General features: G+C 75.1%; 23 protein-coding genes and 1 pseudogene. 14 read left to right on the top strand and 10 right to left on the bottom strand.

Annotation, left to right across the window (positions count from 1 at the left end; translation table 11 throughout):
* The first annotated feature begins 75 nt into the window (after positions 1 to 75).
* From AB0G79_RS21290 to AB0G79_RS21280, 3 genes are all read left to right on the top strand, one after another.
* On the top strand, positions 76 to 903 hold the full coding sequence (locus tag AB0G79_RS21290; RefSeq protein WP_360808635.1) for an MOSC N-terminal beta barrel domain-containing protein: 828 nt from the start codon (positions 76 to 78) through the stop codon (positions 901 to 903).
* 144 nt (positions 904 to 1,047) lie between these two features.
* Positions 1,048 to 1,656 carry a hypothetical protein gene (locus tag AB0G79_RS21285; protein ID WP_360808633.1) on the top strand — a complete coding sequence of 203 codons (609 nt, stop codon included), beginning with the start codon at positions 1,048 to 1,050 and terminating at the stop codon, positions 1,654 to 1,656.
* 129 nt (positions 1,657 to 1,785) lie between these two features.
* Positions 1,786 to 4,203 carry a right-handed parallel beta-helix repeat-containing protein gene (locus AB0G79_RS21280; RefSeq protein WP_360808631.1) on the top strand — a complete coding sequence of 806 codons (2,418 nt, stop codon included), beginning with the start codon at positions 1,786 to 1,788 and terminating at the stop codon, positions 4,201 to 4,203.
* On the opposite strand, the gene AB0G79_RS21275 is transcribed toward AB0G79_RS21280, so the two are convergent.
* Positions 4,173 to 6,515, bottom strand: coding sequence for a hypothetical protein (locus AB0G79_RS21275; protein WP_360808629.1), 2,343 nt, complete (start codon positions 6,513 to 6,515; stop codon positions 4,173 to 4,175). The two genes, AB0G79_RS21280 and AB0G79_RS21275, sit on opposite strands and share 31 nt — an antisense overlap.
* 135 nt (positions 6,516 to 6,650) lie before the next feature.
* Here AB0G79_RS21275 and AB0G79_RS21270 point away from each other — a divergent pair, with 135 nt between their 5' ends.
* From AB0G79_RS21270 to AB0G79_RS21260, 3 genes are all read left to right on the top strand, one after another.
* Positions 6,651 to 7,481 (top strand): DeoR/GlpR family DNA-binding transcription regulator, encoded by an 831-nt coding sequence (locus AB0G79_RS21270; RefSeq protein ID WP_360808627.1) that lies wholly within the window; start codon positions 6,651 to 6,653, stop codon positions 7,479 to 7,481.
* The gene (locus AB0G79_RS21265) at positions 7,478 to 7,918 is read left to right on the top strand and encodes an SRPBCC family protein (protein WP_360808625.1); all 441 of its coding nucleotides are present in this window, start codon (positions 7,478 to 7,480) and stop codon (positions 7,916 to 7,918) included. Before AB0G79_RS21270 ends, AB0G79_RS21265 begins: the two co-directional genes overlap by 4 nt.
* 98 nt (positions 7,919 to 8,016) lie before the next feature.
* Positions 8,017 to 8,517 carry an SRPBCC family protein gene (locus AB0G79_RS21260; RefSeq protein WP_360808623.1) on the top strand — a complete coding sequence of 167 codons (501 nt, stop codon included), beginning with the start codon at positions 8,017 to 8,019 and terminating at the stop codon, positions 8,515 to 8,517.
* Here AB0G79_RS21260 and AB0G79_RS21255 read toward each other — a convergent pair.
* On the bottom strand, positions 8,477 to 9,607 hold the full coding sequence (locus AB0G79_RS21255; protein WP_360808621.1) for a PLP-dependent cysteine synthase family protein: 1,131 nt from the start codon (positions 9,605 to 9,607) through the stop codon (positions 8,477 to 8,479). The two genes, AB0G79_RS21260 and AB0G79_RS21255, sit on opposite strands and share 41 nt — an antisense overlap.
* Positions 9,608 to 9,793: 186 nt before the next feature.
* On the opposite strand from AB0G79_RS21255, the gene AB0G79_RS21250 reads away from it, so the two are divergent.
* Complete coding sequence (locus AB0G79_RS21250; RefSeq protein ID WP_360808619.1) at positions 9,794 to 10,075, top strand: hypothetical protein; 282 nt, start codon at positions 9,794 to 9,796, stop codon at positions 10,073 to 10,075.
* 105 nt (positions 10,076 to 10,180) lie between these two features.
* The gene (locus AB0G79_RS21245) at positions 10,181 to 10,750 is read left to right on the top strand and encodes an ATP-binding protein (protein ID WP_360808617.1); all 570 of its coding nucleotides are present in this window, start codon (positions 10,181 to 10,183) and stop codon (positions 10,748 to 10,750) included.
* A 16-nt stretch (positions 10,751 to 10,766) separates the two neighbouring features.
* Here AB0G79_RS21245 and AB0G79_RS21240 read toward each other — a convergent pair whose 3' ends face one another.
* The 3 genes from AB0G79_RS21240 to AB0G79_RS21230 all read right to left on the bottom strand — a co-directional run bounded on the left by AB0G79_RS21240 (position 10,767) and on the right by AB0G79_RS21230 (position 13,317).
* Entirely contained in the window at positions 10,767 to 11,048 is a 282-nt protein-coding gene (locus AB0G79_RS21240; protein ID WP_360808687.1) for an SHOCT domain-containing protein, read from the bottom strand.
* Between the two features lie 165 nt (positions 11,049 to 11,213).
* Positions 11,214 to 11,996 (bottom strand): class I SAM-dependent methyltransferase, encoded by a 783-nt coding sequence (locus tag AB0G79_RS21235; RefSeq protein WP_360808615.1) that lies wholly within the window; start codon positions 11,994 to 11,996, stop codon positions 11,214 to 11,216.
* A gap of 94 nt (positions 11,997 to 12,090) precedes the next feature.
* Positions 12,091 to 13,317, bottom strand: coding sequence for an ROK family protein (locus tag AB0G79_RS21230; RefSeq protein ID WP_360808613.1), 1,227 nt, complete (start codon positions 13,315 to 13,317; stop codon positions 12,091 to 12,093).
* 128 nt (positions 13,318 to 13,445) lie between these two features.
* On the opposite strand from AB0G79_RS21230, the gene AB0G79_RS21225 reads away from it, so the two are divergent.
* Together AB0G79_RS21225 and AB0G79_RS21220 are read left to right on the top strand one after the other, a co-directional pair.
* The gene (locus AB0G79_RS21225; RefSeq protein WP_360808611.1) at positions 13,446 to 14,693 is read left to right on the top strand and encodes an MFS transporter; all 1,248 of its coding nucleotides are present in this window, start codon (positions 13,446 to 13,448) and stop codon (positions 14,691 to 14,693) included.
* An 89-nt stretch (positions 14,694 to 14,782) separates the two neighbouring features.
* Positions 14,783 to 15,523 (top strand): maleylpyruvate isomerase family mycothiol-dependent enzyme, encoded by a 741-nt coding sequence (locus AB0G79_RS21220; RefSeq protein ID WP_360808609.1) that lies wholly within the window; start codon positions 14,783 to 14,785, stop codon positions 15,521 to 15,523.
* Between the two features lie 168 nt (positions 15,524 to 15,691).
* On the opposite strand, the pseudogene AB0G79_RS21215 reads toward AB0G79_RS21220, so the two are convergent.
* Together AB0G79_RS21215 and AB0G79_RS21210 are read right to left on the bottom strand one after the other, a co-directional pair.
* Positions 15,692 to 16,263: pseudogene (locus AB0G79_RS21215) on the bottom strand (response regulator transcription factor); the annotation flags it as partial.
* A 147-nt stretch (positions 16,264 to 16,410) separates the two neighbouring features.
* The gene (locus AB0G79_RS21210; RefSeq protein ID WP_360808607.1) at positions 16,411 to 17,109 is read right to left on the bottom strand and encodes a TetR/AcrR family transcriptional regulator; all 699 of its coding nucleotides are present in this window, start codon (positions 17,107 to 17,109) and stop codon (positions 16,411 to 16,413) included.
* Positions 17,110 to 17,242: 133 nt separating this feature from the next.
* On the opposite strand from AB0G79_RS21210, the gene AB0G79_RS21205 reads away from it, so the two are divergent.
* Entirely contained in the window at positions 17,243 to 17,722 is a 480-nt protein-coding gene (locus AB0G79_RS21205; RefSeq protein ID WP_360808605.1) for a nitroreductase family deazaflavin-dependent oxidoreductase, read from the top strand.
* A 52-nt stretch (positions 17,723 to 17,774) separates the two neighbouring features.
* On the opposite strand, the gene AB0G79_RS21200 is transcribed toward AB0G79_RS21205, so the two are convergent.
* A complete protein-coding gene (locus tag AB0G79_RS21200) occupies positions 17,775 to 19,115 on the bottom strand; it encodes a geranylgeranyl reductase family protein (RefSeq protein WP_360808685.1) in 1,341 nt (446 codons plus the stop codon).
* A 337-nt stretch (positions 19,116 to 19,452) separates the two neighbouring features.
* On the opposite strand from AB0G79_RS21200, the gene AB0G79_RS21195 reads away from it, so the two are divergent.
* Both AB0G79_RS21195 and AB0G79_RS21190 read left to right on the top strand, forming a co-directional pair.
* Positions 19,453 to 20,817, top strand: a complete 1,365-nt coding sequence (locus AB0G79_RS21195; protein ID WP_360808603.1) for a dipeptidase — start codon at positions 19,453 to 19,455, stop codon at positions 20,815 to 20,817.
* Positions 20,818 to 20,916: 99 nt separating this feature from the next.
* Positions 20,917 to 21,612: an MBL fold metallo-hydrolase gene (locus AB0G79_RS21190; RefSeq protein ID WP_360808601.1), complete on the top strand. Its 696-nt coding sequence runs from the start codon at positions 20,917 to 20,919 to the stop codon at positions 21,610 to 21,612.
* Positions 21,613 to 21,671: 59 nt separating this feature from the next.
* Here the strand turns inward: AB0G79_RS21190 and AB0G79_RS21185 are convergent, their stop codons facing one another.
* Positions 21,672 to 22,706, bottom strand: coding sequence for an NUDIX domain-containing protein (locus AB0G79_RS21185; protein ID WP_360808599.1), 1,035 nt, complete (start codon positions 22,704 to 22,706; stop codon positions 21,672 to 21,674).
* Positions 22,707 to 22,937: 231 nt separating this feature from the next.
* On the bottom strand, positions 22,938 to 23,843 hold the full coding sequence (locus AB0G79_RS21180; protein ID WP_360808683.1) for an ROK family protein: 906 nt from the start codon (positions 23,841 to 23,843) through the stop codon (positions 22,938 to 22,940).
* 248 nt (positions 23,844 to 24,091) lie between these two features.
* Between AB0G79_RS21180 and AB0G79_RS21175 the strand changes: the two genes are divergently transcribed.
* Positions 24,092 to 25,138: a LacI family DNA-binding transcriptional regulator gene (locus tag AB0G79_RS21175; protein ID WP_360808597.1), complete on the top strand. Its 1,047-nt coding sequence runs from the start codon at positions 24,092 to 24,094 to the stop codon at positions 25,136 to 25,138.
* Positions 25,139 to 25,146: the final 8 nt, after the last annotated feature.

Raw genomic sequence — 25,146 nt, 5'->3', positions numbered from 1 at the left:
GCACGACGAACGGCACGACGAACGGCACGTGCCGAACGGGCGTCAGCAGGCCGGAGCGGCTGGCAGGATGACCGCATGTCCATACCTGTACTCCGCTCCGTCCACATCCACCCCGTGAAGGCCATGCGCGCGCTGTCGCGCACGGATGCCGAGGTGCAGCCCTGGGGGCTCGCCCACGACCGTCGATGGACCGTCGTCGACGGCGCGGGCAAGATCGTGACCCAGCGCAAGCACCCGCGGCTCGCGCTGGCCTCGGCGGAGCCGACGGCGGACGGCGGTGTCGTGCTGTCCGCGCCCGGGCACCCCTCTCTGGAGGTCGGGGTGCCCGACGCCGCCCTGGGGACGATCACCACGGAGGTCTTCGAGGACCTCGTCGAGGCCGTCCCCGCCGGACCCGAGGCCGCCGCCTGGGTCTCCGCCTACCTGGGGATCGACGCCCGCCTCGTCCACATGGACGCCCCCGAGCACCGCCGTCCGGTCGCCCCGAAGTACGCGCTGCCCGGCGAGACCGTGACCTTCGCCGACGGCTATCCGGTGCTCGTCGCCACCTCCGCCTCCCTCGACGCCCTCAACGCGCTCATCGCCCAGGGCGACCACGCCCACGAGGGCCCCCTGCCGATGTCCCGCTTCCGCCCCAACCTGGTCGTCGACGGGACCGAGGCCTGGGCCGAGGACGGCTGGACCCGGCTCTCCGTCGGCGAGGTCACCTTCCGCGTCGCCCGCGACTGCGGCCGCTGCGTCGTCACCACGACCGACCAGGACACCGCCGCACGCGGAAAGGAACCGCTGCGCACCCTCGCCCGGCACCGCACGGTCAACCGGCGGACCATCTTCGGCCAGCTGCTCGTCCCCGAGCACCGCGGCACGGTCCGCGTCGGCGACCCCGTGAAGATCCTCGACTGACATCCCGTCGCACGCGCGCGTGCCCCTCCGGCCGTCCCCGCCGCCGGCATCTCCCGGCCGCCACGCCGACTCGCCCGACGGGCGGGGAACGGTCGCCCGGTGCACACTCGTTGGAGCAGTGGCGATCAACGAGGGGGTCTTGCCGTGCCCGCAGCGACCGGAGTCTGGCGTTGGCGGCGCAATCCCCTGCGCCGCACCACCGACCTCATAGAGGCCTGGGTCGGCCTCGCCTCGATAGGCCTGCTCTGCGTCCTGGTGCCGCTGGCCGGCTGGGCGGCCGGTTCCACCGCGCACGCCTCCCTCCAGCGCGCCGTCAGCGCCCAGCAGGAGCAGCGGCAGCCGACGACGGCCCAGGTGGTGCGCCGCGACGAGACGCCCACGCGGGGCGGTTCCACCGCCGGGGCCCTCGGCGAGGAGCGGCTGCGCGCGTCCGTCGTGGCGCGCTGGACCGCTCCGGACGGCACGAGCCGTACGGGCACGGTGTCCGCCGTCCGTGAGGAGCCGCGCCCCGGCGACACCTTCACCCTCTGGACCGACCGGGAGGGGCGCCCCGCGGCGGCGCCGATGCGGTCGGGCACGGCCAAGGCGCACGCGGCGGTCGTCGGCGTGACGGTCGCCGTGCTCGCCGCCCTCCTCGTCGACACGGTCCGCCGTCTCGCCGTGCGCCGCCTGGTGCTGCGGCGGTACGCGCGCCTGGACCGCGCGTGGGCGTCGGTCGGCCCCGACTGGGGCCGCGCGGACACCGGCAGCTGATCCGACCGGATTCCCGCGCCCCCACCCGTACGGGTCAGCCCCCGCGACCCGTCAACCCCCGGGCCCCGCGCGCGCTACGGTGGGACATCGGTTCAACGGCTAGGCGCGAGGCGGGGGCAGGGCACACCCATGGCACAGGGCACGGTCCAGGTGACGCACACCGGCACATCGCGGTGGCGGCGCCGCACGGGCGAGTACGCCACGCTCGCCGCCGCCCTGGAGGCCGCGAGCGAGGGCGACGTCCTGACGGTCGCGCCCGGCACCTACCGGGAGAACCTCGTCGTGCGGCGCGCGGTCACCCTGCGCGGCCCGGAGGGCGGGCTCGGCTCGGTGCGGATCGCGCCGCCCGACGGCGTACCCCTGACCGTACGGGCCTCGGTCACGATCCAGGACCTGCACATCGAGGGACAGGACGTCGCGGCTCCCGCGCTGCTCGTCGAGGACGGCACCCCCGAACTCCTCGACCTGCGGATCATGACCCGCTCGGCCGCCGGGATCGAGGTGCGGGGCTCGGCCCGGCCGACGGTCCGCCGCTGCACGGTCGACAACCCGGCCGGGGTCGGCATCGCCGTCGTCGACGGCGCGGGCGGGGTCTTCGAGGAGTGCGAGGTGGTCTCCGCCGGGCAGGCGGGCGTCTCGGTGCGCGGCGGGGCGCACCCGCGCCTGGAGCGCTGCCGGGTGCACCACGCCTCCGGCGCCGGGATCGCCGTCTCCGGCGAGGGCAGCGGCCTGGAGGGGGTGGGCTGCGAGGTGTACGAGATCAAGGGCGCCGGCCTGCAGATCGCGGCCCGCGGGACCGCGCACCTCACCGACTCCTCGGTGCACCGCACGTCGGCGGACGGCATCACGCTCGACACGGACGCGGTCCTGACGCTCTCGGACTGCGACATCCACGACGTGCCGGAGAACGCGGTCGACCTGCGCTCGCGCTCGGTCCTCACGCTGACCCGTTCGACGGTCCGCCGCTTCGGCCGCAACGGACTGTCGGTGTGGGACCCCGGGACGCGGGTGGACGCCAACCAGTGCGAGATCCACGACAGCACGGGCGACTACCCGGCGGTGTGGGTGAGCGACGGGGCGACCGCGGTGCTCGACTCCTGCCGGGTGCACGACGTGCCGGACGCGCTCTTCGTGCTCGACCGGGGTTCGCGGGTCGACGTGGTCGACAGCGACCTGTCGCAGGTGCGGAACACGGCGGTGTCGGTCAGTGACGGGGCGACGGCCCAGCTCGACGACTGCCGCATCCGGGAGGCGTCGACGGGCGCCTGGTTCCGGGACCACGGCAGCGGCGGCACGCTCGCCGGATGCACGATCGACGCGGTGCAGACCGGGGTCATCGTCACCAAGGGGGCCGACCCGACGATCGAGCGGTGCACGGTCACCGGGCCCGCCGAGGCCGGTTTCTACGTCTCCGCCGAGGGCCGCGGCTCCTTCCACGGCTGCCGGGTCTCGGGCAGCGGCGGGTACGGCTTCCACGTGACGGACGGCTGCCGGACGCAGCTCCGGAGGTGCCGTACGGAGCGGTGCGCGCGCGGCGGGTACGAGTTCCCGGAGGAGGGCGCCGTCGCGGAGGGGTGCACCAGCGACGAGAGCGCGGTCCGCTCGTCCGTGCCGGAGGGCGGCACGGTCCTCACGGCGACGCAGGCCGCCCCGACGGTGCTCGGGGCGGTTCCCGTGCCGCGTACCGCCCCCGCCGTCGCCGTCGCGCCGGTGGTCGCGGAGACCGCCGCCGAGGCCCGCTCCTCCCAGGACGTGCTGGGCGAACTGGACGCGCTGGTGGGCCTGGAGAGCGTCAAGCACGAGGTGCGGACGCTGACGAACATGATCGAGGTGGGCCGCCGCCGTCAGGAGGCGGGGCTCAAGGCGGCGCCGGTCCGCCGCCACCTCGTCTTCACCGGGAACCCCGGCACCGGCAAGACGACCGTCGCCCGGCTGTACGGGGAGATCCTCGCCGCCCTGGGCGTCCTGGAGCGCGGGCACCTGGTCGAGGTCTCCCGGGTGGACCTGGTCGGCGAGCACATCGGCTCGACCGCGATCCGGACGCAGGAGGCCTTCGACCGGGCGCGCGGCGGGGTCCTGTTCGTCGACGAGGCGTACGCGCTGTCGCCGGAGGACTCGGGGCGCGACTTCGGCCGTGAGGCGATCGACACGCTGGTGAAGCTGATGGAGGACCACCGGGACGCGGTCGTGGTGATCGTCGCCGGGTACACGGCGGAGATGGAGCGCTTCCTCACGGTCAACCCCGGTGTGGCGTCCCGTTTCTCCCGCACCATCAGCTTCGCCGACTACGTGCCGGAGGAGCTGGTGCGGATCGTCGGCCAGCAGGCCGACGAGCACGAGTACCGGCTCGCCCCGGGTCTCGACGAGGCCCTGCACACGTACTTCGAGAAGCTGCCGAAGGGCCCGGCCTTCGGCAACGGCCGTACGGCGCGCCAGACGTTCGAGTCGATGGTGGAGCGGCACGCGGGCCGGGCCGCCGCGCTCACCGAGCCGAGCACGGACGACCTGACGCTGCTCTACCCGGAGGACCTCCCCGAACTCCCCTGACGTTCCCGCCCGTCGGGGTCGCGCGGGCTCGGCACGGCGGGCAGGAGTCCGTCGAGGAGGGTGGCGCGGCGCCGGGCGAACTCGGGGTCCGCCTGGTAGTCGGAGTGGCCCAGGAGCGGTTCGGGAAGCGGGTGCTCGTGGGTGCGGCCGTAGGCGACCGGGTCGAGCAGCACGGCCCCGTCGACGTCCGGCCGGCCGTCCTCGGCGGGGACGCGGACCGGTCCGCCGATGGGGTCGGTCGCGCGGTACAGGTTCGACCAGCAGTCGACCGTGCGGTGCAGGGCGCGCAGCGCGTCGGGGCCGAAGTAGGCGGGGAACCAGCGGCCGTAGAGCCGCTCCAGCGGTGACCCGTAGGTGAGGAGCGCGACCCGGCCGCGGGTGGCGGGCGGCAGCTGCCAGACGGCCGCGGCGGCGAGGACGCTGCCCTGGGAGTGGCCGGAGATGACGAGCCGGCCGCCGGTCGTGCGGGTCCAGGAGCTCATGCGCCAGGTGAGGTCGGGGACGGCCCGTTCGGCGTAGCAGGGCGGGGCGAAGGGGTGGGCGGCGCGCGGCCAGAAGGTGCCGACGTCCCAGAGGATGCCGATGGTGCGGCGTGCGGAGGCGTCCTTGTAGGCGCGGCGGCCCCAGGTGACGAAGAGCAGGAAGCCGACGCCGACGAGCCAGGAGCCGAGGGCCTGGGCGGCGGAGGCCGCGGAGGCGACGGCGGGGTGGGCCCCGTCGAAGGCCCTGCCAGGAACGTTTCCGCTGGCCCAGGCTCCGGCGACGGCCGCGGCGCCGAGGAGCAGGGTGGCGCCGGAGACCACGCCGACCAGGACGGGCGCGGAGTCGGTGAGGCCCGCGCGGGCCCGGCCGGACGCGATCTGCGCGGTGCGGACGGGGTCGGGCGCGTCCGCGGCGCCGTACTCGGCCTCGACGACGGGGCCGAGCCGTCGCGCGGCGAGCAGGGTCCGGACGACGAGCAGGGCGGCGGGGACGAGCAGGAGGAGGAGCAGGACGGGAATGACCGACGCCTGCCAGCTGAGGAGGACCGGCGGGGCGATGCCGGCTCCCGCCCCGGGGCCGTCGGCGGTGTCGAGCCAGTCGGCGACCCACTGGGCGACGCCGCCGGACATGACGCCGGCGAGGGCGCAGGCGAGCATGGCGACGGCGGGCCCGCCGAGTCCGCGCAGGGCGGTACGGGGGTCCGCGTCGGCGCGCCCGAGGAGCAGGGCCACCACGCCGAGGGCGAGGACCAGGACGCCCTGGGCGAGGGTGAGGGTGCCGAAGGCGGCGTCGCCGGGGAGGGTGCCGGACGAGACCCGGCCGGGGCGGGACCACGCCGTGTGCACGACGGTGGCGGCGAGCAGGGCGAGCGAGGTGGCGGGCAGCACGGCGACGACGCGCCCGACCCGCAGGTCGACGCGGCGCTCGCTGCGGCCCCGGCGGCAGACGACCCACAGGACCACGAGCCCGAGGCCGGCGGCGGCCGTCAGCAGGCCGAGCCCGAGGACGGCGAGGACGCCGGTGTCGTGGCGGGCGGTGGCGGAGGCGAGGGCGGCGGCGACGGTGAGGAACCCGGCGGCGGTGTGCGCGGCGCGCAGGCGGGCGACGAGCCGGCGCCCGTACCAGAAGCCGGGGCGGCCGAGGGCGGGGCGGGGGTCGGCGGGCGCCGTGGCGGCGGGTGCGGCGGAGGCCCCGGCGCCGGTGGGCGGACGCTGGGCCTCGTACGCGCTCCAGGTCCGGGTGGAGAGGTACCAGAGCAGTCCGACGAGCGCCGTCGGCACGAGGGCGGCGAGCGCGAGGCGGCGGCCCGGCGCGGACCACCAGCCGCCCCGGTCGGCCGCGAGGAATCCCAGCCAGGGCGAGCCCTCGGCGCACGCGGCCGTACCGGCGCACTGCCAGGCGGTCAGGTCGAGCGCGACCTCGCAGGCGGCGGCGGTGAGCAGCACGGTCAGGGTGAGGGCGACGAGCCGGACGAGGACCCCGTACAGCCGGACGAGGACCGGACGGCCGGGGGCGGGCGGGCGCATCCAGTGGGCCAGGTTGGCGACCATGAAGGGCAGGAGCAGCAGCCAGAGCGCGCGGGCGCCGTCGCCGGAGGTGAGGTGGGACCAGCAGTACGCCTCCGGGACCGGCCCCGCCGCGTACCGCTCGGGGTGGTCCTCGGCGTCGACGTCCTCGGTGCGGCGGTGCACGGCGGCGGTGGCGTCGCCGGTGACGCGGACGGTGCTCGGGGCGTCCAGCATGGACTGCGGGGTGGCCCCGCCGACGCCGTGGACGAGGAGTTCGAGCGCCGCGCCCGCGGACTGCGGGGCGGGTGTGGCAGGGGACACTTAGGGGACTTCCTCTCTGGATGGGAGGATGCGGAGTCGGGACCAGGATCGCGGACGGTGGTCGCACGCGCACCGCCCTCGCCGATTCCGGTCCGACTTCTCCCCTCGCTCCCTGCGGAAGGACCGGCCCCGGCGGTGACTGACAACCAGAACCTCCTCGCGGAACAGCGGCGCGCCCTGATCCTCGACGAGGTCCGGCGGCGCGGCGGCGTGCGGGTCAACGAGCTGACCCGGCGGCTCAACGTCTCGGACATGACGATCCGTCGCGACCTCGACGCGCTCGCCCGGCAGGGCGTCCTGGAGAAGGTGCACGGCGGGGCCGTGCCGGTGGTCGAGGCGAGCACGCACGAGCCCGGTTTCGAGGCCAAGTCGGCGCTCGAACCGAGCGCCAAGGACGACATCGCCCGCGCGGCCGCGGCGCTCGTCGCGCCCGGTTCGGCCATCGCCCTGTCGGGCGGGACGACGACCTACGCGCTCGCCCGGCACCTGCTGGACGTGCCGGAGCTGACCGTCGTGACGAACTCGGTGCGGGTCGCGGACGTCTTCCACGAGGCCCAACTGGCGGGCGGCGGGGGCGAGGCGCGGCGCGGGGCGGCGACCGTCGTCCTCACGGGCGGCATGCGGACGCCGTCGGACGCGCTCGTCGGTCCGGTCGCGGACCGGGCGATCCGCTCGCTCCACTTCGACCTGCTCTTCCTCGGGGTGCACGGCATCTCGGCCGAGGCGGGGCTCTCGACGCCGAACCTGGCGGAGGCGGAGACCAACCACTGCCTGATGCGCTCCGCGCGCCGGGTCGTGGTGGCCGCCGACCACACCAAGTGGGGGACGGTGGGCCTGAGTTCCTTCGCCGACCTTACCGAGGTGGACACCTGGGTGACGGACCGGGGCATGGACGAGGGCGTGCGGGCCGAGGTCGCGGAGCACGTGGCCGAGCTGGTGGTGGCGGGCGAGGAGCCGGCGAGGTGACGCTGTTCCGGGTCGAGCGGGCCGCGCCGCGGGCGCCGGAGGAGACGTGGGCGCGGCTCACGGACTGGCGGGCGCACGGCCGCCAGGTCCCGCTGACGCGGACGACGGTCCTCACGCCGGGCCCGAACGGGCCGGGGACCCGTTTCACCGCGCGGACCGGGATCGGGCCGCTCGCCTTCGACGACCCGATGGAGGTCGTGCGATGGGAGCCGCCGGAGGCCGGGGGGCCGGGCGCCTGCCGACTGGTGAAGTCGGGCCGGCTCGTCCGGGGTTGGGCCCTGGTCGAGGTCGTGGCGGCGCCCGGCGGCGGCTCGCGGGTGGTGTGGACGGAGGAGCTCTCCGTACGCGGCCTGCCGCGCCTCTTCGATCCTCTGCTCGCGCGGGCGGGGCGGTTCCTGTTCGGTCGGGCGGTGGACGGGCTGCTGCGGGAGCGCTGAACCGGCCGGGTGGCGCGCGATGCCGGGGCGGCGCTGTGTTCATGACATGACGTCAGTTAAGGTGCTGCTCCGCTGCCGTCCCAGGGGAGGTCCGGTCCATGGCACGCCGACTGAGGCCGGTGGAGCTCGACTTCACCGCGTCCGCGCCCGTCCGCCTGGCGTTCACGACGACGCTCGCCGCGCCCCCTTCGGCCGTCTACCGGGCGGTGGCCGTCGAGGTGGGCAGCATGCCCGCCTGGTTCACCGCCGTCTCCTCCGCCGTCCCGACCGGCGACGGGGCGGGCCGCACGGTCCGCCTGCGGGGCGGGATCCGCTTCGAGGAGACGGTCCTCGCCGCGGAGCCCGGTCTCCGCTACGCCTACCGGGTGGACGCGACCAACGCGCCCGCCGTGGCCGCCATGGCCGAGGAGTGGTCCCTCTCCCCCTCCGGGAAGGGCACGCGCCTGCGCTGGGTCATGGCCGTCGACGGCCCGGCGCCGTTCCGGGTCGCGCTGCGCCTCGCCGGTCCCGGCCTCGGGCTCTCGTTCCGGGACGCGGCGCGACGCCTGGACCGGCGGCTCACTCCGGCCAGACCCCCGTCGCCAGGAACCGCTCGATAGCCACGCTGTACGGGGCGATGTCGAGGCCCTGGGCCGCGAGCCACTCGTCGGAGTAGTACTTGTCGAGGTACCGGTCGCCCGAGTCGCAGATCAGCGTGACGACGCTGCCGGTACGTTCCTGCTCGACCATCTCGGCGATGATCTTGAAGGCGCTCCAGAGGCCGGTGCCGGTGGAGCCGCCGGCCTTGCGCCCTATGGCGGCCTCGAGGGCCCGGACCGCGGCGACGCTCGCCGCGTCGGGGACCTTCATCATGCGGTCGATCGCGCCGGGCACGAAGCTCGGCTCCATGCGCGGGCGGCCGATGCCCTCGATGCGCGAGCCGCAGTCGGCGGTCGCCTCCGGGTCGTCGTGGGTCCAGCCGTCGAAGAAGCAGGAGTTCTCCGGGTCGGCGACGCAGATCCGGGTGTCGTGCTGCATGTAGTGCACGTAGCGGGCGATGGTCGCCGAGGTGCCGCCGGTGCCGGCCGTGGCCACGATCCAGGTCGGCTCCGGGTACCGCTCCAGACGCAGCTGCTGGTACATCGACTCGGCGATGTTGTTGTTGCCGCGCCAGTCGGTGGCCCGCTCGGCGTAGGTGAACTGGTCCATGTAGTGGCCGCCGGTGCGGGCGGCGAGCGCCGCGGCCTCCTCGTACATCGTCCGCGAGTCGTCGACGAAGTGGCACTCGCCGCCGTGGAACTCGATGAGGCGGCACTTCTCGGGGCTGGTCGTACGGGGCATCACGGCGATGAACGGGACGCCGACGAGCTTCGCGAAGTAGGCCTCGGAGACGGCGGTCGAACCGCTCGACGCCTCGATGACGGGCTTGCCGGGCCGGATCCAGCCGTTGCAGAGACCGTAGAGGAAGAGGGAGCGGGCGAGGCGGTGCTTCAGGCTGCCGGTGGGGTGGGTGGACTCGTCCTTGAGGTAGAGGTCGATGCCCCACTTCTCGGGGAGCGGGAAGCGCAGCAGGTGTGTGTCGGCGGACCGGTTGGAGTCGGCCTGGACCTTGCGCACGGCCTCCTTCAGCCAGCTCCGGTACGCCGCGTCGCTGCGGTCGACGTCGACGGTCGACGGCGCCGCGATCACACTGTTCTCGGTGGTGCTCATCCGTCCCACTCCTCGTTGCCTGGCACCGGTCCTCGCACGGGCGCCTGCACTCGACGATACCCCTCTCACCTGGGCAAACGTTCTCTTTGATGTTCCATAGGAGTTGCTTGTGGACCGGCCGCTGGTGCGGTTGCGAGCCACCCGGCACACTGGTAAGTCGGCAGCGGACGAGAGGGGTGGACCGGCATGGCGGAACCCGAGTTCAGCGCGCGGGGCGTACGGATCGCACGGTGGCCCCGCTCGCTGACGCGCGCGGGCGAGGTCCGGATCGAGGACGGCAGACTCGCGCTGCTCACGAGCTACGGGAGCGAGATCGACAGCGCCCCGGTGACCGCCGTGCGGGCGGGGCGGCCGTGGTTCGCGAAGGCGGACGAGGCGGTGGCGACGGTGAACGGCACGCGGTACCGGCTGACGGGCGGGAAGGGGTTCTTCGCCGCGTTGAAGCGTGCGGCGGACGAGCGCGGCTGACCTGCGCCGCGTCGCCGCGGGTTGCGACTCGGTCACCGCTGGTTCACGCTGGTCGGGAGATCCGCATCTTCGTCTTCTTCCGGACTACTTCGGGGAGTCGCAGCCGTGATCAGCGAGCCCAGCAGGTACTACGCGGTGGAGCTCCACGCCCTGCCGTCACGGATCGGTCAGATCCGCAGAATCGTCAGCGCGCATCTGCGCCACTGGCGGCTCGACGCTCTCGTCGACGCCGCCGCGCTGGGGCTCACCGAGCTCCTGAGCAACGTCCACCGGCACGCGCGGCCGGACAAGCGGTGCACGGTCGAGATCGAGCTGCTGCTCGACCGGCTGACCGTCTCGGTCAGGGACCACGACCCCCGAATACCGGAGGCCGGGACCCTCTTCGACGACACGGAACTCGACGCCGCGGACCTCGACGGTCCGGACGCGTTCGAGGCGCTCGCCACCTCCGGCCGCGGCCTCGCCATCGTCGGTGCGATCAGCGAGAGTTGGGGCGTGCGCCCCTGCCGTGACGCGGGCAAGGTCGTGTGGTTCACGCTGGCCGCGCCGCCGTCGCCCGCCCCGACCGAAGGGCACGCCCGAAGGGCGCACGCCCCCGCGGCCGAGATCCTGTTCACGGAGTGCGACCTGCCGTCGACGGCCGGGCGTCCCGTTCTCGCCGGTCGCCACTCCTGACGCACCGCCGACTCCGCTACTTCTTGCCCCTGTTCACGCCGGCACGGCCGAACTGCTCCTCCAGGACGGTCAGTCGCCGCCAGTACTCGTCCTCGTCGATCTCCCCGGCGGCGAAGCGGTGCCCGAGCAGGGCGATGGGCGACCGCTCGTCCGGGCCTTCGCCGCGGAAGGCCCGGCCGCCGCGCCCGCGCCACCCGGCACGGCGGGCCAGACGGACGAGCCCGAAGACGACGGCGGCCCAGACGAGCGGCACGAAGCGGACCCACGGGCCGGGTCCCGCGGAGGCGCGGGTGTTCATCACGGTTCAGCTCCTCGATGCGATGCGATGCCGCGGACGTGCGGTGATGTCCGCGGTTCCACGGTCGCGCGAGGAGGGGGTGCGGGTCGTCGTACGGTCAGCGGCTTCGCGTGTACGACGGCGGGAGTACGGGGCGGGAGTACGGGGCGGGGCCGGCGGCCGGGATCAGGCCACGGCGACCAGGGTGAGGTAGGCGATGCCGAGGACTCCCCGGTAGCCGTTCAGCCAGGAGGAGCGCTGCCGGTCGACGCGCTCGCGGGTCTCGTCGGCGAGCGGGTGGCCGGGGTTCGCGGCGAGCCAGAGCTCGGTGTCGTACCGGTACCCCGACTCGAACTCCTCCCACTCGTCGACGCCCGCCGTCTCGATCCACGCGGGCCGGAAGCCCGCCCCGATCGCGAGCTCCACGAGGGCGCCGAGCGAGAGGTGGTCGCCCACCTGGGCGCCGGGCCACATCCGGGCCAGCTCCTCGTCCGTCGGCGTGCGCTCCCAGAAGCCCTCGCCGAGCACGACCCGGCCACCCGGGCGGACCAGGCGCCGCAGCTCGCGCAGGACGGCTGCGGGGTCGTACGGCTGCTCGGGGTCTCCGAGCGCCTGGCTCGACCCGAGGCAGAGGACCGCGTCGACGGGTCCGCGGTCGGTGCCGAGCGCCGACTCCTCGACGAAGAGGACCCGCCCGCCGAGACCGCGCTCGTCCGCGAGCGCCCGGCCGCGTTCCAGGTCCTCGGCGTTGATGTCGATCCCGACGCCCGTGGCGGCCGGTGCGTGTTCCAGCACGCGCAGGAGCAACTCGCCCCAGCCGCAGCCGATGTCGAGCACGTCGACGGGTCGCGTGGCGGCGAGCCGTCCGATCATGCGCGCGGCGCGGGCCTCGGAGAGGGGGCCGTGGAAGGTGAGGCTGCCGAGGCGCGGGGGAAGCGAGGAGGAGGCGTCGGTCTTGGGAGTGATCATGAGGGCGAAGCGTACGGGGCGGGTGCGCCCGGTCCCACCGGTTTTCCGCCCGCCCCGACCGGGCCCCGGAAGGGGGACCGCTCGGTGCCGGCGATCAGACCGGTTCGCGGCCGAGGGCGGTCAGGGGGTCGTCGAGGACCGGCTGCCAGGCGAGTTCCGCCGCGCCGACGAGGCTGTTGTGGTCCAGGGTGCACGGCAGGATCGGTACGCCTCCGCTGCGGCCCCACAGGCTGCGGTCGGCGACGACCGCGCGCAGGCGCTCGGGGTCGGCGTCGAGGAGTTCGCGGTGGAGCCCGCCGAGGATGATCCGGTCCGGGTTGAGGATGTTCACGAGGCCGGCGAGACCGAGGCCGAGGCGGTCGATCAGTTCGCCGACGGCCACCCGTACCCCGGGGTCGTCCGGGTCCGTCCGCAGCAGGTCGCGGGCCTGCTGGAGGAGCGAGACCTCGGGGCCGGGGTCGCGGCCCGCGGCGAGGAGGAAGGCCAGCGGGTCGGTCTCGACGTCGAGGCAGCCTCGGCTGCCGCAGTGGCAGGGCCTCCCCTCGGGGTTGACCGTGAGGTGTCCGACCTCCAGGGCGAGGCCCGAACTCCCCGTGTGCAGGCGCCCGTCGAGGACGAGCGCACCGCCGACGCCACGGTGTCCGGTGGCCACGCAGAGCAGGTCGCGGGCGCCGCGCCCGGCGCCGTGGCGGTGCTCGGCGAGGGCGGCGAGGTTGACATCGTTGCCGGTGAAGGAGGGGCTGTCGATGCCCGCGGCCCGTACCCGCTCGGCGAAGATCTCGCGCACCGGGGCCCCGGCGGGCCAGGCGAGGTGGAGCGGGTTGAGGGCGGTGCCCTCGGGTTCGGCGACCGCGGAGGGCGCGGCGAGTCCGGCGCCGACGCAGCGGCGGCCGCTCTCGCGGAGCAGGGCGGCACCCGCCTCGACGACGGCGCCGAGGACCTGCGCCGGGTCGGCGGAGACGGTCACGTGGCCTGGGGCGGTGGCGACGATCGTGCCGCCGAGGCCGACGAGCGCGGCGCGGAAACCGTCCGCGTGGACCTGGGCGGCGAGGACGACGGGGCCCTTCTCGTCGACGGCGAGCCGGTGCGAGGGACGGCCCTGGGAGCCGGCGGCGGCACCGGGGTTGGAGTCGACGCGGATGAGTCCGAGGGCTTCGAGCTCGGCGGCGACCGCGCCGGCGGTGGCGCGGGTGACCCCGAGTTCGGCGGTGAGGACGGCCCGCGTCGGCGCCCTGCCGGTGTGCACCAGCTCCAGCGCGGGACCGAGCGCGTTGCGCCCTCTGTCCAGCCGTGTCCGGGTCGTCGTCGCCTTGCCGTTCATGGGGGCGAGTCTCCCATGATCAGGCCCGGCACCGGACCCGAACCCCGGCCGCCGGCCCCTCGCCTGCGCCGCGGGGGCCGTGTCCAGGCCATTTGTTTCCGGGGCCCCGTGCCCCCTATCCTGAGTTTGTGCCGCTACTAAACAAAGTACGGACGGCCGCATCGGGGGGCTACGTCGGAGACACCGACGCCGACACCCCGACCCGCCTCCGCGTCGCCCTGACCGCCTTCTTCGCCCTCGACGGCTTCCTCTTCGCCGGCTGGGTGGTCCGCATCCCCGCCGTCAAGCAGCAGACCGGCGCCTCCGCCGGCGACCTCGGCCTCGCGCTCCTCGGCGTCTCGGCGGGCGCCGTCGTGACGATGACGCTCACCGGCCGGCTCTGCCGGCGCTTCGGCAGCCACGCCGTGACCGTCGCCACCGCCGTCCTGCTCTCCCTGTCGGTCGCGCTCCCCGCCCTGACCCGCTCGCCGCTGGCACTCGGCCTGGTCCTGCTGGTCTTCGGCGCCGCGTACGGCGGGATCAACGTCGCCATGAACAGCGCGGCCGTCGACCTGGTGACCGCCCTGCGCCGCCCAGTCATGCCGAGCTTCCACGCCGCGTTCAGCCTCGGCGGGATGCTCGGGGCGGGCCTCGGCGGCCTCCTCGCCGGGAGCCTCTCCCCCACCGCCCACCTGCTCGGCCTCACAGTCGTCGGACTCGCCCTGACGGCCGCCGCCGGACCCGTCCTCCTGCGGCACACCGCCCCCGCCCCGCCCGAGTCGCTCCCCCACGCCGCCGGGGCCGGTCGCAACGGCGGTACGGGCGGCACCGGCGGCCCGGGGAAGCCCTCGCGTGCGGCGCGCCGCACCGTCGTCGTCTTCGGCGTCATCGCGCTCTGCACGGCGTACGGCGAAGGGGCCCTCGCCGACTGGGGCGCCCTCCACCTCGCCCAGGACCTGGACGCCCACCCGGGCGTCGCCGCCGCCGGGTACTCCGTCTTCGCCCTCACCATGACCGCCGGACGCCTCTCCGGAACGCTGCTCCTGGAACGGCTCGGCCAGACCCGTACGCTCGTCGCCGGCGGCGCCACCGCGGCGGCCGGGATGCTCCTCGGGGCACTCGCCCCGACCGTCTGGGCCGCGCTCGTCGGCTTCGCCGTGACGGGCCTCGGGCTCGCCAACATCTTCCCCGTCGCCGTCGCCCGCGCGGGCGCCGTCGCCGGCCCCGCCGGCGTGGCGACCGCCTCCACCCTCGGCTACGGGGGCATGCTCCTCGGTCCGCCCACGATCGGCTTCCTCGCCGACTGGTTCTCGCTGCCGGTGGCGCTGACCACGGTCGCCGTCCTCGCCGCCGGGGCCGCCGCCATGGGGTACGGGGCGAGGAACGCGGGCGCGTGATCCCGGGCCGGGGCGGCGCGGACCTGCCACAATCCGCATCGGAGATCCGTACCGGCGTCCCGCCCGTGGACGCGGAGACTGGGGGAACGATGAAGACCGCGGAGCACCTCGACGTCCTGGAGGCGGCCGGCCGGGCCCTGGCCGACGCGGCCGCCGCAGCCGGCACCGACGCGGAGGTGCCGACCTGCCCGGGGTGGCGGGTCCGCGACCTCCTCCGGCACACGACCGCCGTGCACCGCTGGGCCACGTCCTTCGTGGTCGAGGGACACACCGCGCCCCGGCCGCTCGGCGACGAGACGCGGCTCGACGGGGACGAGCTGCTCGCGCACTACCGCGAGGGCCACGCGGACCTGGTCGCCGCGCTCCGCGCGGCACCGGAGACGCTGGAGTGCTGGGCCTTCCTGCCCGCGCCCTCTCCGCTCGCGTTCTGGGCGCGGCGGCAGGCCCACGAGACGGCCGTGCACCGGGTGGACGCCGAGGCGGCGCTCGGGGGCGAATCCGCGGCCTTCGAGGCGGAGTTCGCCGCCGACGGGATCGACGAGCTGCTGTCCGGCTTCCACGCGAGGGACCGCAGCCGGGTCCGTACGCCCGAACCGCGCACCCTGCGCGTTCGGACGACGGACACGGGCGACGTGTGGACCGTACGGCTCTCGGCGGAGCGGCCTCCCCTCACCGAGCGCGGCACGGAGGGGCCGGCGGACACCGAACTCACCGGCACAGCCGAGCGGTTGTACCTCACGCTGTGGAACCGCCTGCCGGTGGAACCGGTGACGGTCACGGGCGACGAGGCCCTCGCCCGGCTGTGGCGCGAGACCTCCGGGATCGGCTGAACGGGGGAGCCTCCGGGATCGGCTGACCCGGGGAACCTCCGGACCGGCTGACCCGGGAGCCTCCGGGACCGGCTGGGCCAGGAGCCCCTGCACCGGCCGGTCCGGGAGCTCCCGGACCGGCTGGACCGCGAGCTCCCGGACCGGCTGGACCGCGAGCTCCGGATCAGCTCACCAGGTGGATCCTCGGCCCAGCCAGCCGGGTCGCACGAGGCCCGACTCGTACGCCGTCACGACGAGTTGGGCCCGGTCGCGGGCGCCGAGCTTCACCATCGCGCGGCTCACGTGCGTCTTCGCGGTGAGGGGGCTGACGACGAGCCTGCGGGCGATCTCCTCGTTCGACAGGCCGATCCCGACGAGCGCCCTCACCTCCCGCTCGCGGTCGGTGAGCGCGGCGAGGGCGGCCGTCGCCGCCGGGGCCTTGGAGCGGGCCGCGAACTCCTCGATCAGGCGCCGGGTCACCCCCGGGGAGAGCAGCGCGTCCCCGTCGACGACGGCCCGCACCGCCCGCAGCAGCTCCTCGGGTTCGGTGCCCTTGACGAGGAAGCCGGAGGCGCCGGCGCGGATCGCCTCGAAGACGTACTCGTCGAGCTCGAAGGTGGTCGGCATGACGACCCGTACGCCCTCCCGGGACGGGTCGTCCGTGATGCGGCGGGTGGGTCGAGGCCGTCGACCCCCGGCATCCGGATGTCCATGAGGACGACGTCCGGCCGCAGCGCGGCCCGGCGTACTTGGCGGGGAGCAGGAGGACGGGCCCCGACGCGGGCCGGCCCGGGCGGACGGCGGGCGGACGGCGGGCGGAGGGTGGAGGGGGCGGAGGGCGGGCGGCCGAGGGCGGGCGGCCGAGGGCGGGCGGCCGAGGGCGGGCGGCGGAGGGCGGGCGGAGGCGGTCAGGTGCGCGGGAGGAGGCCGACGTCCTGGCCGAGGCGGCGGGCGGCGTGGGCGAAGAAGGTGTCGCGGTCCTCGACGACGTGGTGGAACTGGCCGAAGACCTCGAAGGAGACCAGGCCGAAGAGCTGCGACCAGGCGGCGACGAGCGCGACGGCGAGGGCCGGCGGGAGGTCGGGGGCGAGGTCGGCGGCCATGCGGGCGGCCTCGGGGCGCAGGCCCTCGGGGAGCGGCGGGAGGGCGACGCCCTCCCCCGCGTGGGCCTGGCGGACCAGGTCGACGAGGACGAGCCCGACGCGGGCGGCGGGGGCGACGGTGTCCTGGGGCGCGGTGTAGCCGGGGACGGGGGAACCGTAGATGAGGGCGTACTCGTGCGGGTGGGCGACGGCCCAGGCGCGGACGGCGCGGCAGACGGCGGTCCAGCGGGCGAGGGGGCCCTCGGCGCGCGTGTCGGCGGCGGCCTTCTCCGCGGCGGCGCCGACGGCGTCGTAGGCGTCGACGATGAGGGCGGTCAGGAGGTCGTCGCGGCTGGGGAAGTAGCGGTAGAGAGCCGAGGAGACCATGCCGAGCTCTCGGGCGACGGCGCGCAGCGACAGCTTGGCGGCGCCTTCGGCGGCGAGCTGGGCGCGGGCCTCGCCCTTGATGGCTGCGGTGATCTCGATGCGGGCGCGGGCGCGGGCTCCGGTGACGGCGGCGGTCATGGAGAGCAGTGTGCCATTAACGGAGCATCGATCCAATTCGAGAGCACTGCTCTTGCATGAGAGCAGTGCTCCGTGCAAACTGGACCCACGAAAGCGAGAGCACCGCTCACGCTTCACCCTCGAAGGAGCGCCCATGTCCGCCCACGCCGCCACCCACGTCATCAAGCCCGGCTGGTTCACGGTCAACGTGTTCAACCGCGCCGTCGCCTGGTTCACCCGCCGGGGCATCAGCCTCCGGGGCTCCCGCGTCCTCGCGGTCCGCGGCCGGAAGAGCGGCGAGTGGCGCCGCACCCCCGTCAACCCCCTGACCGTGGACGGCGTCGAGTACCTCGTCGCCCCGCGCGGCCACGTGCAGTGGACCCACAACATGCGGGCCGCGGGCGGCGGTCAGCTGCTCCTCGGCAAGCGTGCCGTGGAGTTCACCGCCGTCGAGGTGACCGACGACGAGAAGCCCGCCCTCCTCCGCGCCTACCTCAAGCGCTGGAAGGCCGAGGTCGGCGTCTTCTTCGACGGCGTCGGACCCGACTCCTCCGACGAGGAGCTCCGCGCCATCGCGCCCAAGCACCCCGTCTTCCGCGTCACGACGACGGGCCCCGCCTCCACGCCCGCGTGATGCGGCCGAGGAAGCGGAGCCCGTACGACGTCCCGCGGGGGGAGCCGATCCGTCAGGACCGCTCCGAGCCCTCCGGCAGCGAGTCACCGGAGGACTCTCCGGCCGCCGCGTCCGCCGCTCCGGCCGCCACCGCTCCGTCCGTCGCTCCGTCCGTCGCTCCTGCCGTCTCGTCCGCGCCGCGCTCCCGCCCGCCGACGCCCCGGCCCGCCGGACCGACGCCCGTCGTGGTGTCCATCCGCTTGTCGAGGATCTCCAGGGCCCGTCGGGCCATGCCGTTCGAGCGGACCATGCCGCCGAGGGTGGCCGCGCCGCGGGTGATGTCGGCGAACGCGTTCCACGCGGGCCGGAAGCCCGTGAGGGTGGCGTGCAGCAGCCCGGGGCGACGCTCGAAGAGGGCGAGCATCCGCCGGCCCACGGCCATCTCCACGCCGAGCCCCGCCTTGATGGCGAAGGCGTAGTTGAGCGCCTGGCGGCGCGCGTCGACCGCGTCGTTCGCCTCGGCGACCCTGACCGCCCACTCCCCCGCGAGCCGGCCCGAGCGGAGCGCGTACGAGATGCCCTCGCGGGTCCACGGCTCCAGGAGTCCGGCCGCGTCGCCGCAGACGAGGACCCGGCCGCGCGAGAGCGGCGAGTCGTCGTCGCGGCAGCGGGTCAGGTGGCCCGAGGAGATCGTCGGCTCGAAGCCGGAGAGGCCGAGCCGCGCGACGAAGTCCTCCATGTACCGCTTGGTGGCGGCGCCCTCGCCGCGCGCCGAGATGACGCCGACGGTCAGCGTGTCTCCCTTGGGGAAGACCCAGCCGTAACTGCCGGGCATCGGGCCCCAGTCGATGAGGACGCGGCCCTTCCAGTCCTCGGCGACGGACGGCGGCACCGGGATCTCCGCTTCGAGGCCCAGGTCGACCTGGCCGAGCTTCACCCCGACGTGCGCCCCTATCCGGCTGGCGCTGCCGTCGGCACCGACGACCGCGCGCGCGAGAACGGTCTCGCCGTCGGCGAGGACGACCGCGACCGTCCGCCGGTCCGGCACGGACGGGCCGTGCTGCTCCACCCGTGTCACGGTGGCGCCGGTGCGGAGCTGGGCGCCGGCCTTCTGCGCGTGCTCGACGAGCTGGGCGTCGAACTCCGGCCGGTTGATGAGACCGAAGAGCATGCGGCGCGAGCGGCGGGTGCGGGCGAAGCGGCCGTCGAGGGAGAAGGTGACGGCGTGCACCCGGTCCTGGAGCGGGAGTTCGAAGCCCGGCGGGAGGGAGTCACGGGAGGGGCCGATGATGCCGCCGCCGCAGGTCTTGTACCGGGGCAGCTCGGACTTCTCCAGGAGGAGGACCCGGCGTCCGGCGACCGCGGCCGCGTACGCGGCGGACGCGCCGGCCGGACCGGCGCCGACGACGACCACGTCCCAGACATCGGCCTCGCCGGATCCCTCGACGGCGGAGCTCTCGACGACGGAGCTCTCGACGACGGCCTCCGCCGCCGCCACCGCCACGACCTCGGCCGCCTCCGTCGCCTCGGGCTCGGCACCGGCCGCGTTCTCGATACCGGCGTTCTCTGCGTGCTCGCTGCTCACGATGTGCTTCTGCTCCTGATCCGACCGGTGAAGTCTGCTCTCGACGCATCCTACGGCGCGGTAGCCCGGGCCCCGCGCCGTAGGATCGACCGTGCGTTCGCCGTACCACGACCTACGACGAACGTCCCCCGTATGTCGTAACGTCGCACCCACCAGGAGCGTGCCCATGACCGCCCATCCGATCGCCGAGACCGTCCGGTCCCTCATGCCCCGGGCCAAGGCCGAGCTGACGGAGCTCGTGGCCTTCGAGTCGGTGGCGGACGAGGCCGTGGCACCGCGCAGCGAGTGCGAGGCCGCGGCGAACTGGGTCGCGGACGCGCTGCGCGCGGAGGACTTCCAGGACGTGGCGCTGCTCGACACGCCCGACGGCTCCCAGGCCGTGTACGGCATCCTGCCCGGCCCGGCCGGCGCGCCGACGGTGCTCCTGTACGCGCACTACGACGTGCAGCCGAAGCTGGACGAGTCCGCGTGGCTCACCCCGCCGTTCGAGCTGACCGAGCGCGACGGCCGCTGGTACGGGCGCGGCACGGCCGACTGCAAGGGCGGCTTCATCCTGCACCTGCTCGCGCTGCGGGCCCTCAAGGCCAACGGCGGCGTCCCGGTGACGGTGAAGATGATCGTCGAGGGTTCTGAGGAGCAGGGCACCGGCGGTCTGGAGCGGTACGCGGAGCAGCACCCGGAGGTGCTCGTCGCCGACACGATCGTCATCGGCGACGCGGGCAACTTCCGCGTGGGCCTGCCGACCGTGACCGCGACCCTGCGCGGCATGACGATGATCCGCGTGCAGATCGACACCCTGGAGGGCAACCTGCACTCCGGTCAGTTCGGCGGCGCCGCCCCGGACGCCCTCGCCGCGATGATCCGGGTCCTCGACTCGCTGCGCGGCCCCGACGGTTCCACCGTCATCGACGGCCTTCCGGCCGAGACGGCGTGGGACGGCCTCCAGTACCCCGAGGAGGACTTCCGTCAGGACGCGAAGGTCCTGGCGGGCGTCGACCTGCCGGGCTCCGGCACGGTCGCGGACCGCATCTGGGCCCGCCCGGCGGTGACCGTCGTCGGCATCGACTGTCACCCGGTGGCCGGCGCGACCCCGTCGATCCCGGCGTCGGCGCGCGCGCAGATCAGCCTGCGGGTGCCGCCCGGCCAGGACGCGGCCGAGGCGACGAAGCTGCTGTTCGCCCACATCGAGAAGCACACGCCGTGGAACGCGCGGGTCTCCTTCGAGCAGGTCGGCCAGGGCCAGCCGTTCCAGGCGGACACGTCGAGCCCGGCGTACGCCTCGATGGCCGAGGCGATGCGGGTCGCGTACCCCGGTCAGGAGATGCAGACGGCGGGCATGGGCGGCTCGATCCCGCTGTGCAACACGCTGGCCTCGCTCTACCCGGAGGCTGAGATCCTCCTCATCGGGCTGAGCGAGCCGGAGGCGCAGATCCACGCGGCGAACGAGTCGGTGTCCCCGGAGGAGTTGGAGCGGCTCTCGGTCGCCGAGGCGCTCTTCCTCGTCAACTACGCCCGCTCGAAGCAGGCCTGACGCGCCCTCGGGCGCTCCCCGGGACCGTTCAGCGCTGGGCGGAGCTCGCCCAGCGCGTAGAACCGGGCGGCGGACCCGCGCGGACCGTAGGTTCGCCGCATGGAACTCATCCCGATCAGCCCGCGCCTGCACCTCCTCGACTACTCCATAGGCCAGGCCTACCTGTGGCAGGACGAGGAGGAGTTGACCCTCGTCGACGCCGGCTGGGCCGGCACGGCCGACGGGACGGCGGCGGCGATCCGGTCGGCCGGCCTCGACCCGGCCCGGCTGCGCCGGATCGTCCTGACCCACTGCCACCTCGACCACGTGGGCTCGGCGCGGGAGCTGGCGGACCGGTACGGCGCGGAGGTCGTCGCGCACCGCCTAGACGCCCCGGTGATCCGGGGCGAGGCCCCGGTTCCCGAGCCGGATCTCCTCGACTGGGAGGTCCCGTTGTACGCCCACGGGCTCACCGTCCCCGAGGCGCCGCCGACCCGCGTGGACCGCGAGGTCGAGGACGGCGAGGAGCTCGGCTTCGGAGACGGCGCGGTGGCCCTCCACACCCCCGGCCACACGCCCGGCTCGCTCGCTGTCCATCTTCCGCGCCACGGCGTCCTGTTCACCGGAGACACGGTCGCGACGGTGCGGGGCGTCACCTTCGGCGTCTTCCACGTCGACCGCCCGTTGGCCATGGAGTCGATGCGCCGCCTGGCGGAGCTGGAACCGTCGGTCCTGTGCTGCGGCCACGGCGCACCGGTGACCACGGACACGGCGGCCCGGCTCACGGCAGCCGCCGCGGCGACGACCGCGACGTGACCCGCCGAGTCCGGCCGACGGCCGGAGTCCCGTCGCTCCGCCCCCGACGGGTCTCGCACTCAGCCGACCGGTACCCCCGCCTCCAGGTTGAGCACCGTGCCGCGTTCGCGGGCGCGCAGCGCCCAGCGGAGGCGGTGGTAGCGGACGGGCGGGAGGAGTTCGGCCGCCTCCTCCTCGGTGACGAAGCGCCAGGCGCGGAGTTCGGCACCGGGCAGGCGGAGGCGGCCGGTGTCCGCGGGTGCGAGCCTGCCGCCGTCGAAGAGCAGGCGCAGCCCGCCGTAGCCGGGCGGCTCGGGGCGTTCCCAGTCGACGAGCAGCAGGCGGGGTACGGCGTCGAGTTCGAGCCCGATCTCCTCGGCGACCTCGCGCATGCCCGCCCGCGCCGGGGGCTCGCCCGGCTCGACGACCCCGCCCGGGAACTCCCATCCCGGCTTGTACGTCGGGTCGACGAGCAGGAAGCGGTCCTCGTCGTCGAAGAGGAGCACCCCGGCGGCCAGGGTCTCGCCGGTCGGTTCGGCGGTCTGGACGATCCCGCAGGGCGCGGCCACGTCCGTCCGGACCGCGTCGGCGACGGTCCGGGCGGCCTCGGCCACGGTGAGCTTCGAGTTGTCGACGACGTACGCGTCACGGGCGAGCCAGGCGCGGGCGGCGCGGTACGGCGGGACGCGGCCGTGGCACCACTCGCGTACCCGTGCGTCGGCATCGGGATCGCCGAACTCGCTCCGGCCGTCGATCCGCTCCCGCAGGATCGTTTCCGCTGGGTCGAGCAGGATGTGCCGCACCTCGATGCGGCGGGCCGCGAGCCCGCCGAAGATCTCGTCCCGGTACTCCTGCCGGAGCAGCGTCATCGGCACCACGAGCACCCCGCCGACCTCGGCGAGGAGCGCGGCGGCCGTGTCGACGACCATCCGCCGCCACATCGGCAGGTCCTGGTAGTCCTCGACCTCGCCGAGCCGTTTCGCCGGCAGCAGCCGGGTCATGGAGCGGCCGATCAGCTCGGGGTCGAGCAGGGTGCTGTGCGGGATCAGATCGACCAGTTCACGCGCGGTACTCGACTTCCCCGCCCCGAACGCACCGTTGATCCAGACGATCACGATTCCCCCCTCTTCGGTAGCCCCCAGTGGCTTGCCCGCAACACCCTGCCACGGAAACCCCGCCCGCACGCCGAGGCGGGGCGCGCCCCGGAGCGCGGGGGCGCGCACCCGGAGCGGGGCCGGAGCGAGGCCGGTGACCTCGGGTTTCGCCCGCTCGATCCGCCTTCCGTACGGGTCGGGTCACCGCGCGGCGGGCGGCCGGGGGGCCGACCGCCCCGCCACGAACCGCCGTTACGCCCCCGCGAACGCGGCCGCCGCCGCGCCCAGGAGGCCCGCGTCCGTGCCCGTCTCGGCGGGGACGACGCGGAGGTCCCGGACGAAGGAGAGCGTGGCGTACTCCGCGAGGTTCCGGCGCAGCGGGGCGAAGAGGACCTCGCCCGCGCCCGCCACCCCACCGCCGACCACCGCGATGTCGAGCTCGACGAGCGTGGCCGTGGCGGCGATGCCCGCCGCGAGGGCCCGCGCCGCGCGGTCGAAGGAGGCGAGGGCGATCGGGTCGCCCGCCCGAGCGGCGGTGGCCACGCCCGCGGCGGAGGCGTCGCCGTCGGGACCCGGGCGCCAGCCGTTCTCCAGTGCGCGCCGGGCGAGGTGCGGTCCCGCGGCGATGCGTTCGACGCAACCGCGGCTGCCGCAGGCGCAGGGCTCGCCGTCGAGGTCCACGACCATGTGGCCGAGGTGACCGGCGTTGCCGGTGGGGCCGGTGTGGAGCCGGCCGCCGAGGACGAGTCCGCCGCCGACGCCCGTGGAGACCACCAGGCACAGCGCGTTGTCGTGGCCGCGGGCCGCGCCGAGCCAGTGCTCGGCGGCGGTCATGGCGACGCCGTCGCCGACCAGCGTCACCGGTCGGCCGCCGACCACCCGCCGAACCCGTTCGACGAGCGGGAAGTCCCGCCACCCCGGCACGTTCACCGGGCTCACCGTCCCCCGCGCGGCGTCGACCGGGCCCGCGCTGCCGATCCCGACGGTCTCCGCCGCCGCCCACAGCGGGGAGGCGGCGAGCTCGCCGACGACCTCCTCCACGGCCCGCATCACCGTCTCGCCCGACTCCCGCGCGGGCGTCGCCCGACGCGCCCGGACGTGCGGCCGGCCCTCGCCGTCGACGAGCGCCCCGGCGATCTTCGTACCGCCGATGTCCAGCGCGACGGCGAGCCCTGCGGCCGGGAAGGGGGCCGGGGAAGCGGCCGGGGAGGCGGCGGCAGCGGGGTCGTGGGAGAGGGGCAAGGGCACGGAGCCTCCAGGCGGTGGCCGGATCGGGCGGGTGGGCTCCGCACAGTCTCCCCTGCCCTCGACGATCTGACAACGTTGTCTACCGCTTATGATCGGCCCACTCGCCCATCCGCTCCCGACTCGCCGACTCCCGACGCCCGACGGAGGAACCCCGCACCGTGGCCGACATCGCCCGCCGCCTCGAACCCCACCGCTACGGCAACCGGCCCACGATGAAGGACGTCGCCGCCCGCGCGGGCGTCGGCCTCAAGACGGTGTCCCGGGTGGTGAACGGCGAGCCCGGCGTCACCCCGGAGACCGGCCGCCGCGTCCTGGAGGCCATCGAGGCCCTCGGATTCCGCCGCAACGACAGCGCCCGCGTGCTGCGCAAGGGCAGGACCGCCACCGTCGGGCTGGTCCTGGAGGACCTCGCCGACCCGTTCTACGGCCCCCTCAGCCGCGCCGTCGAGGAGGTCGCCCGCGCCCACGGCACGCTCCTCATCAACGGGTCGAGCGCCGAAGACCCGGACCGCGAGCAGGAGTTGGCGCTCGCACTCTGCGCGCGCCGGGTCGACGGCCTCATCGTCGTCCCCGCCGGGGACGACCACCGCTACCTCGAGCCCGAGATCAGGGCGGGCGTCGCCACCGTCTTCGTCGACCGGCCCGCCGGGCGGATCGACGCCGACGCCGTCCTCTCCGACAGCTTCGGCGGCGCGCGCGAGGGCGTGGCGCACCTCATCGCCCACGGGCACCGCCGGATCGGCTTCGTCGGCGACCGCCCCGGCATCCACACCGGCGCCGAGCGGCTGCGCGGCTACCGCGCGGCGATGGAGGACGCGGGGCTCCCGGTCCACGAGGCCTGGGTGTCGCTCGGGTCGACGCACCCGGAGCGGGTGAGCCGAGCGGTACGGGAGCTGGTGACCGGCCCCGAGCCGGTGACGGCCCTCTTCGCGGGCAACAACCGCGTCACCGTCACCGCCGTCCGCACCCTCGCCGCGCACCCCGCGCCGGTGGGCCCGGTCGCCCTCGTCGGCTTCGACGACATCGAGCTCGCCGACCTGCTCGGCATCACCGTCGTCGCCCAGGACCCCGCCGCGCTCGGCCGGACCGCGGCGGAGCGGCTGTTCCGCCGCCTCGAAGGGGCCGGCGGGGCGCCCGAACAGGTCGTGCTCGGCACGACGCTGCTCGCCCGGGGCTCGGGCGAGATCGCGCCGTCCCGCACCTAGGTGCGCGG

Origin of the sequence: Streptomyces sp. NPDC020807 (assembly GCF_040641575.1) — a bacterium.
Lineage (GTDB): Bacteria > Actinomycetota > Actinomycetes > Streptomycetales > Streptomycetaceae > Streptomyces.
Note: the sequence above shows the minus strand (reverse complement) of the source record. Positions and strands in the feature narration are given on the sequence as shown.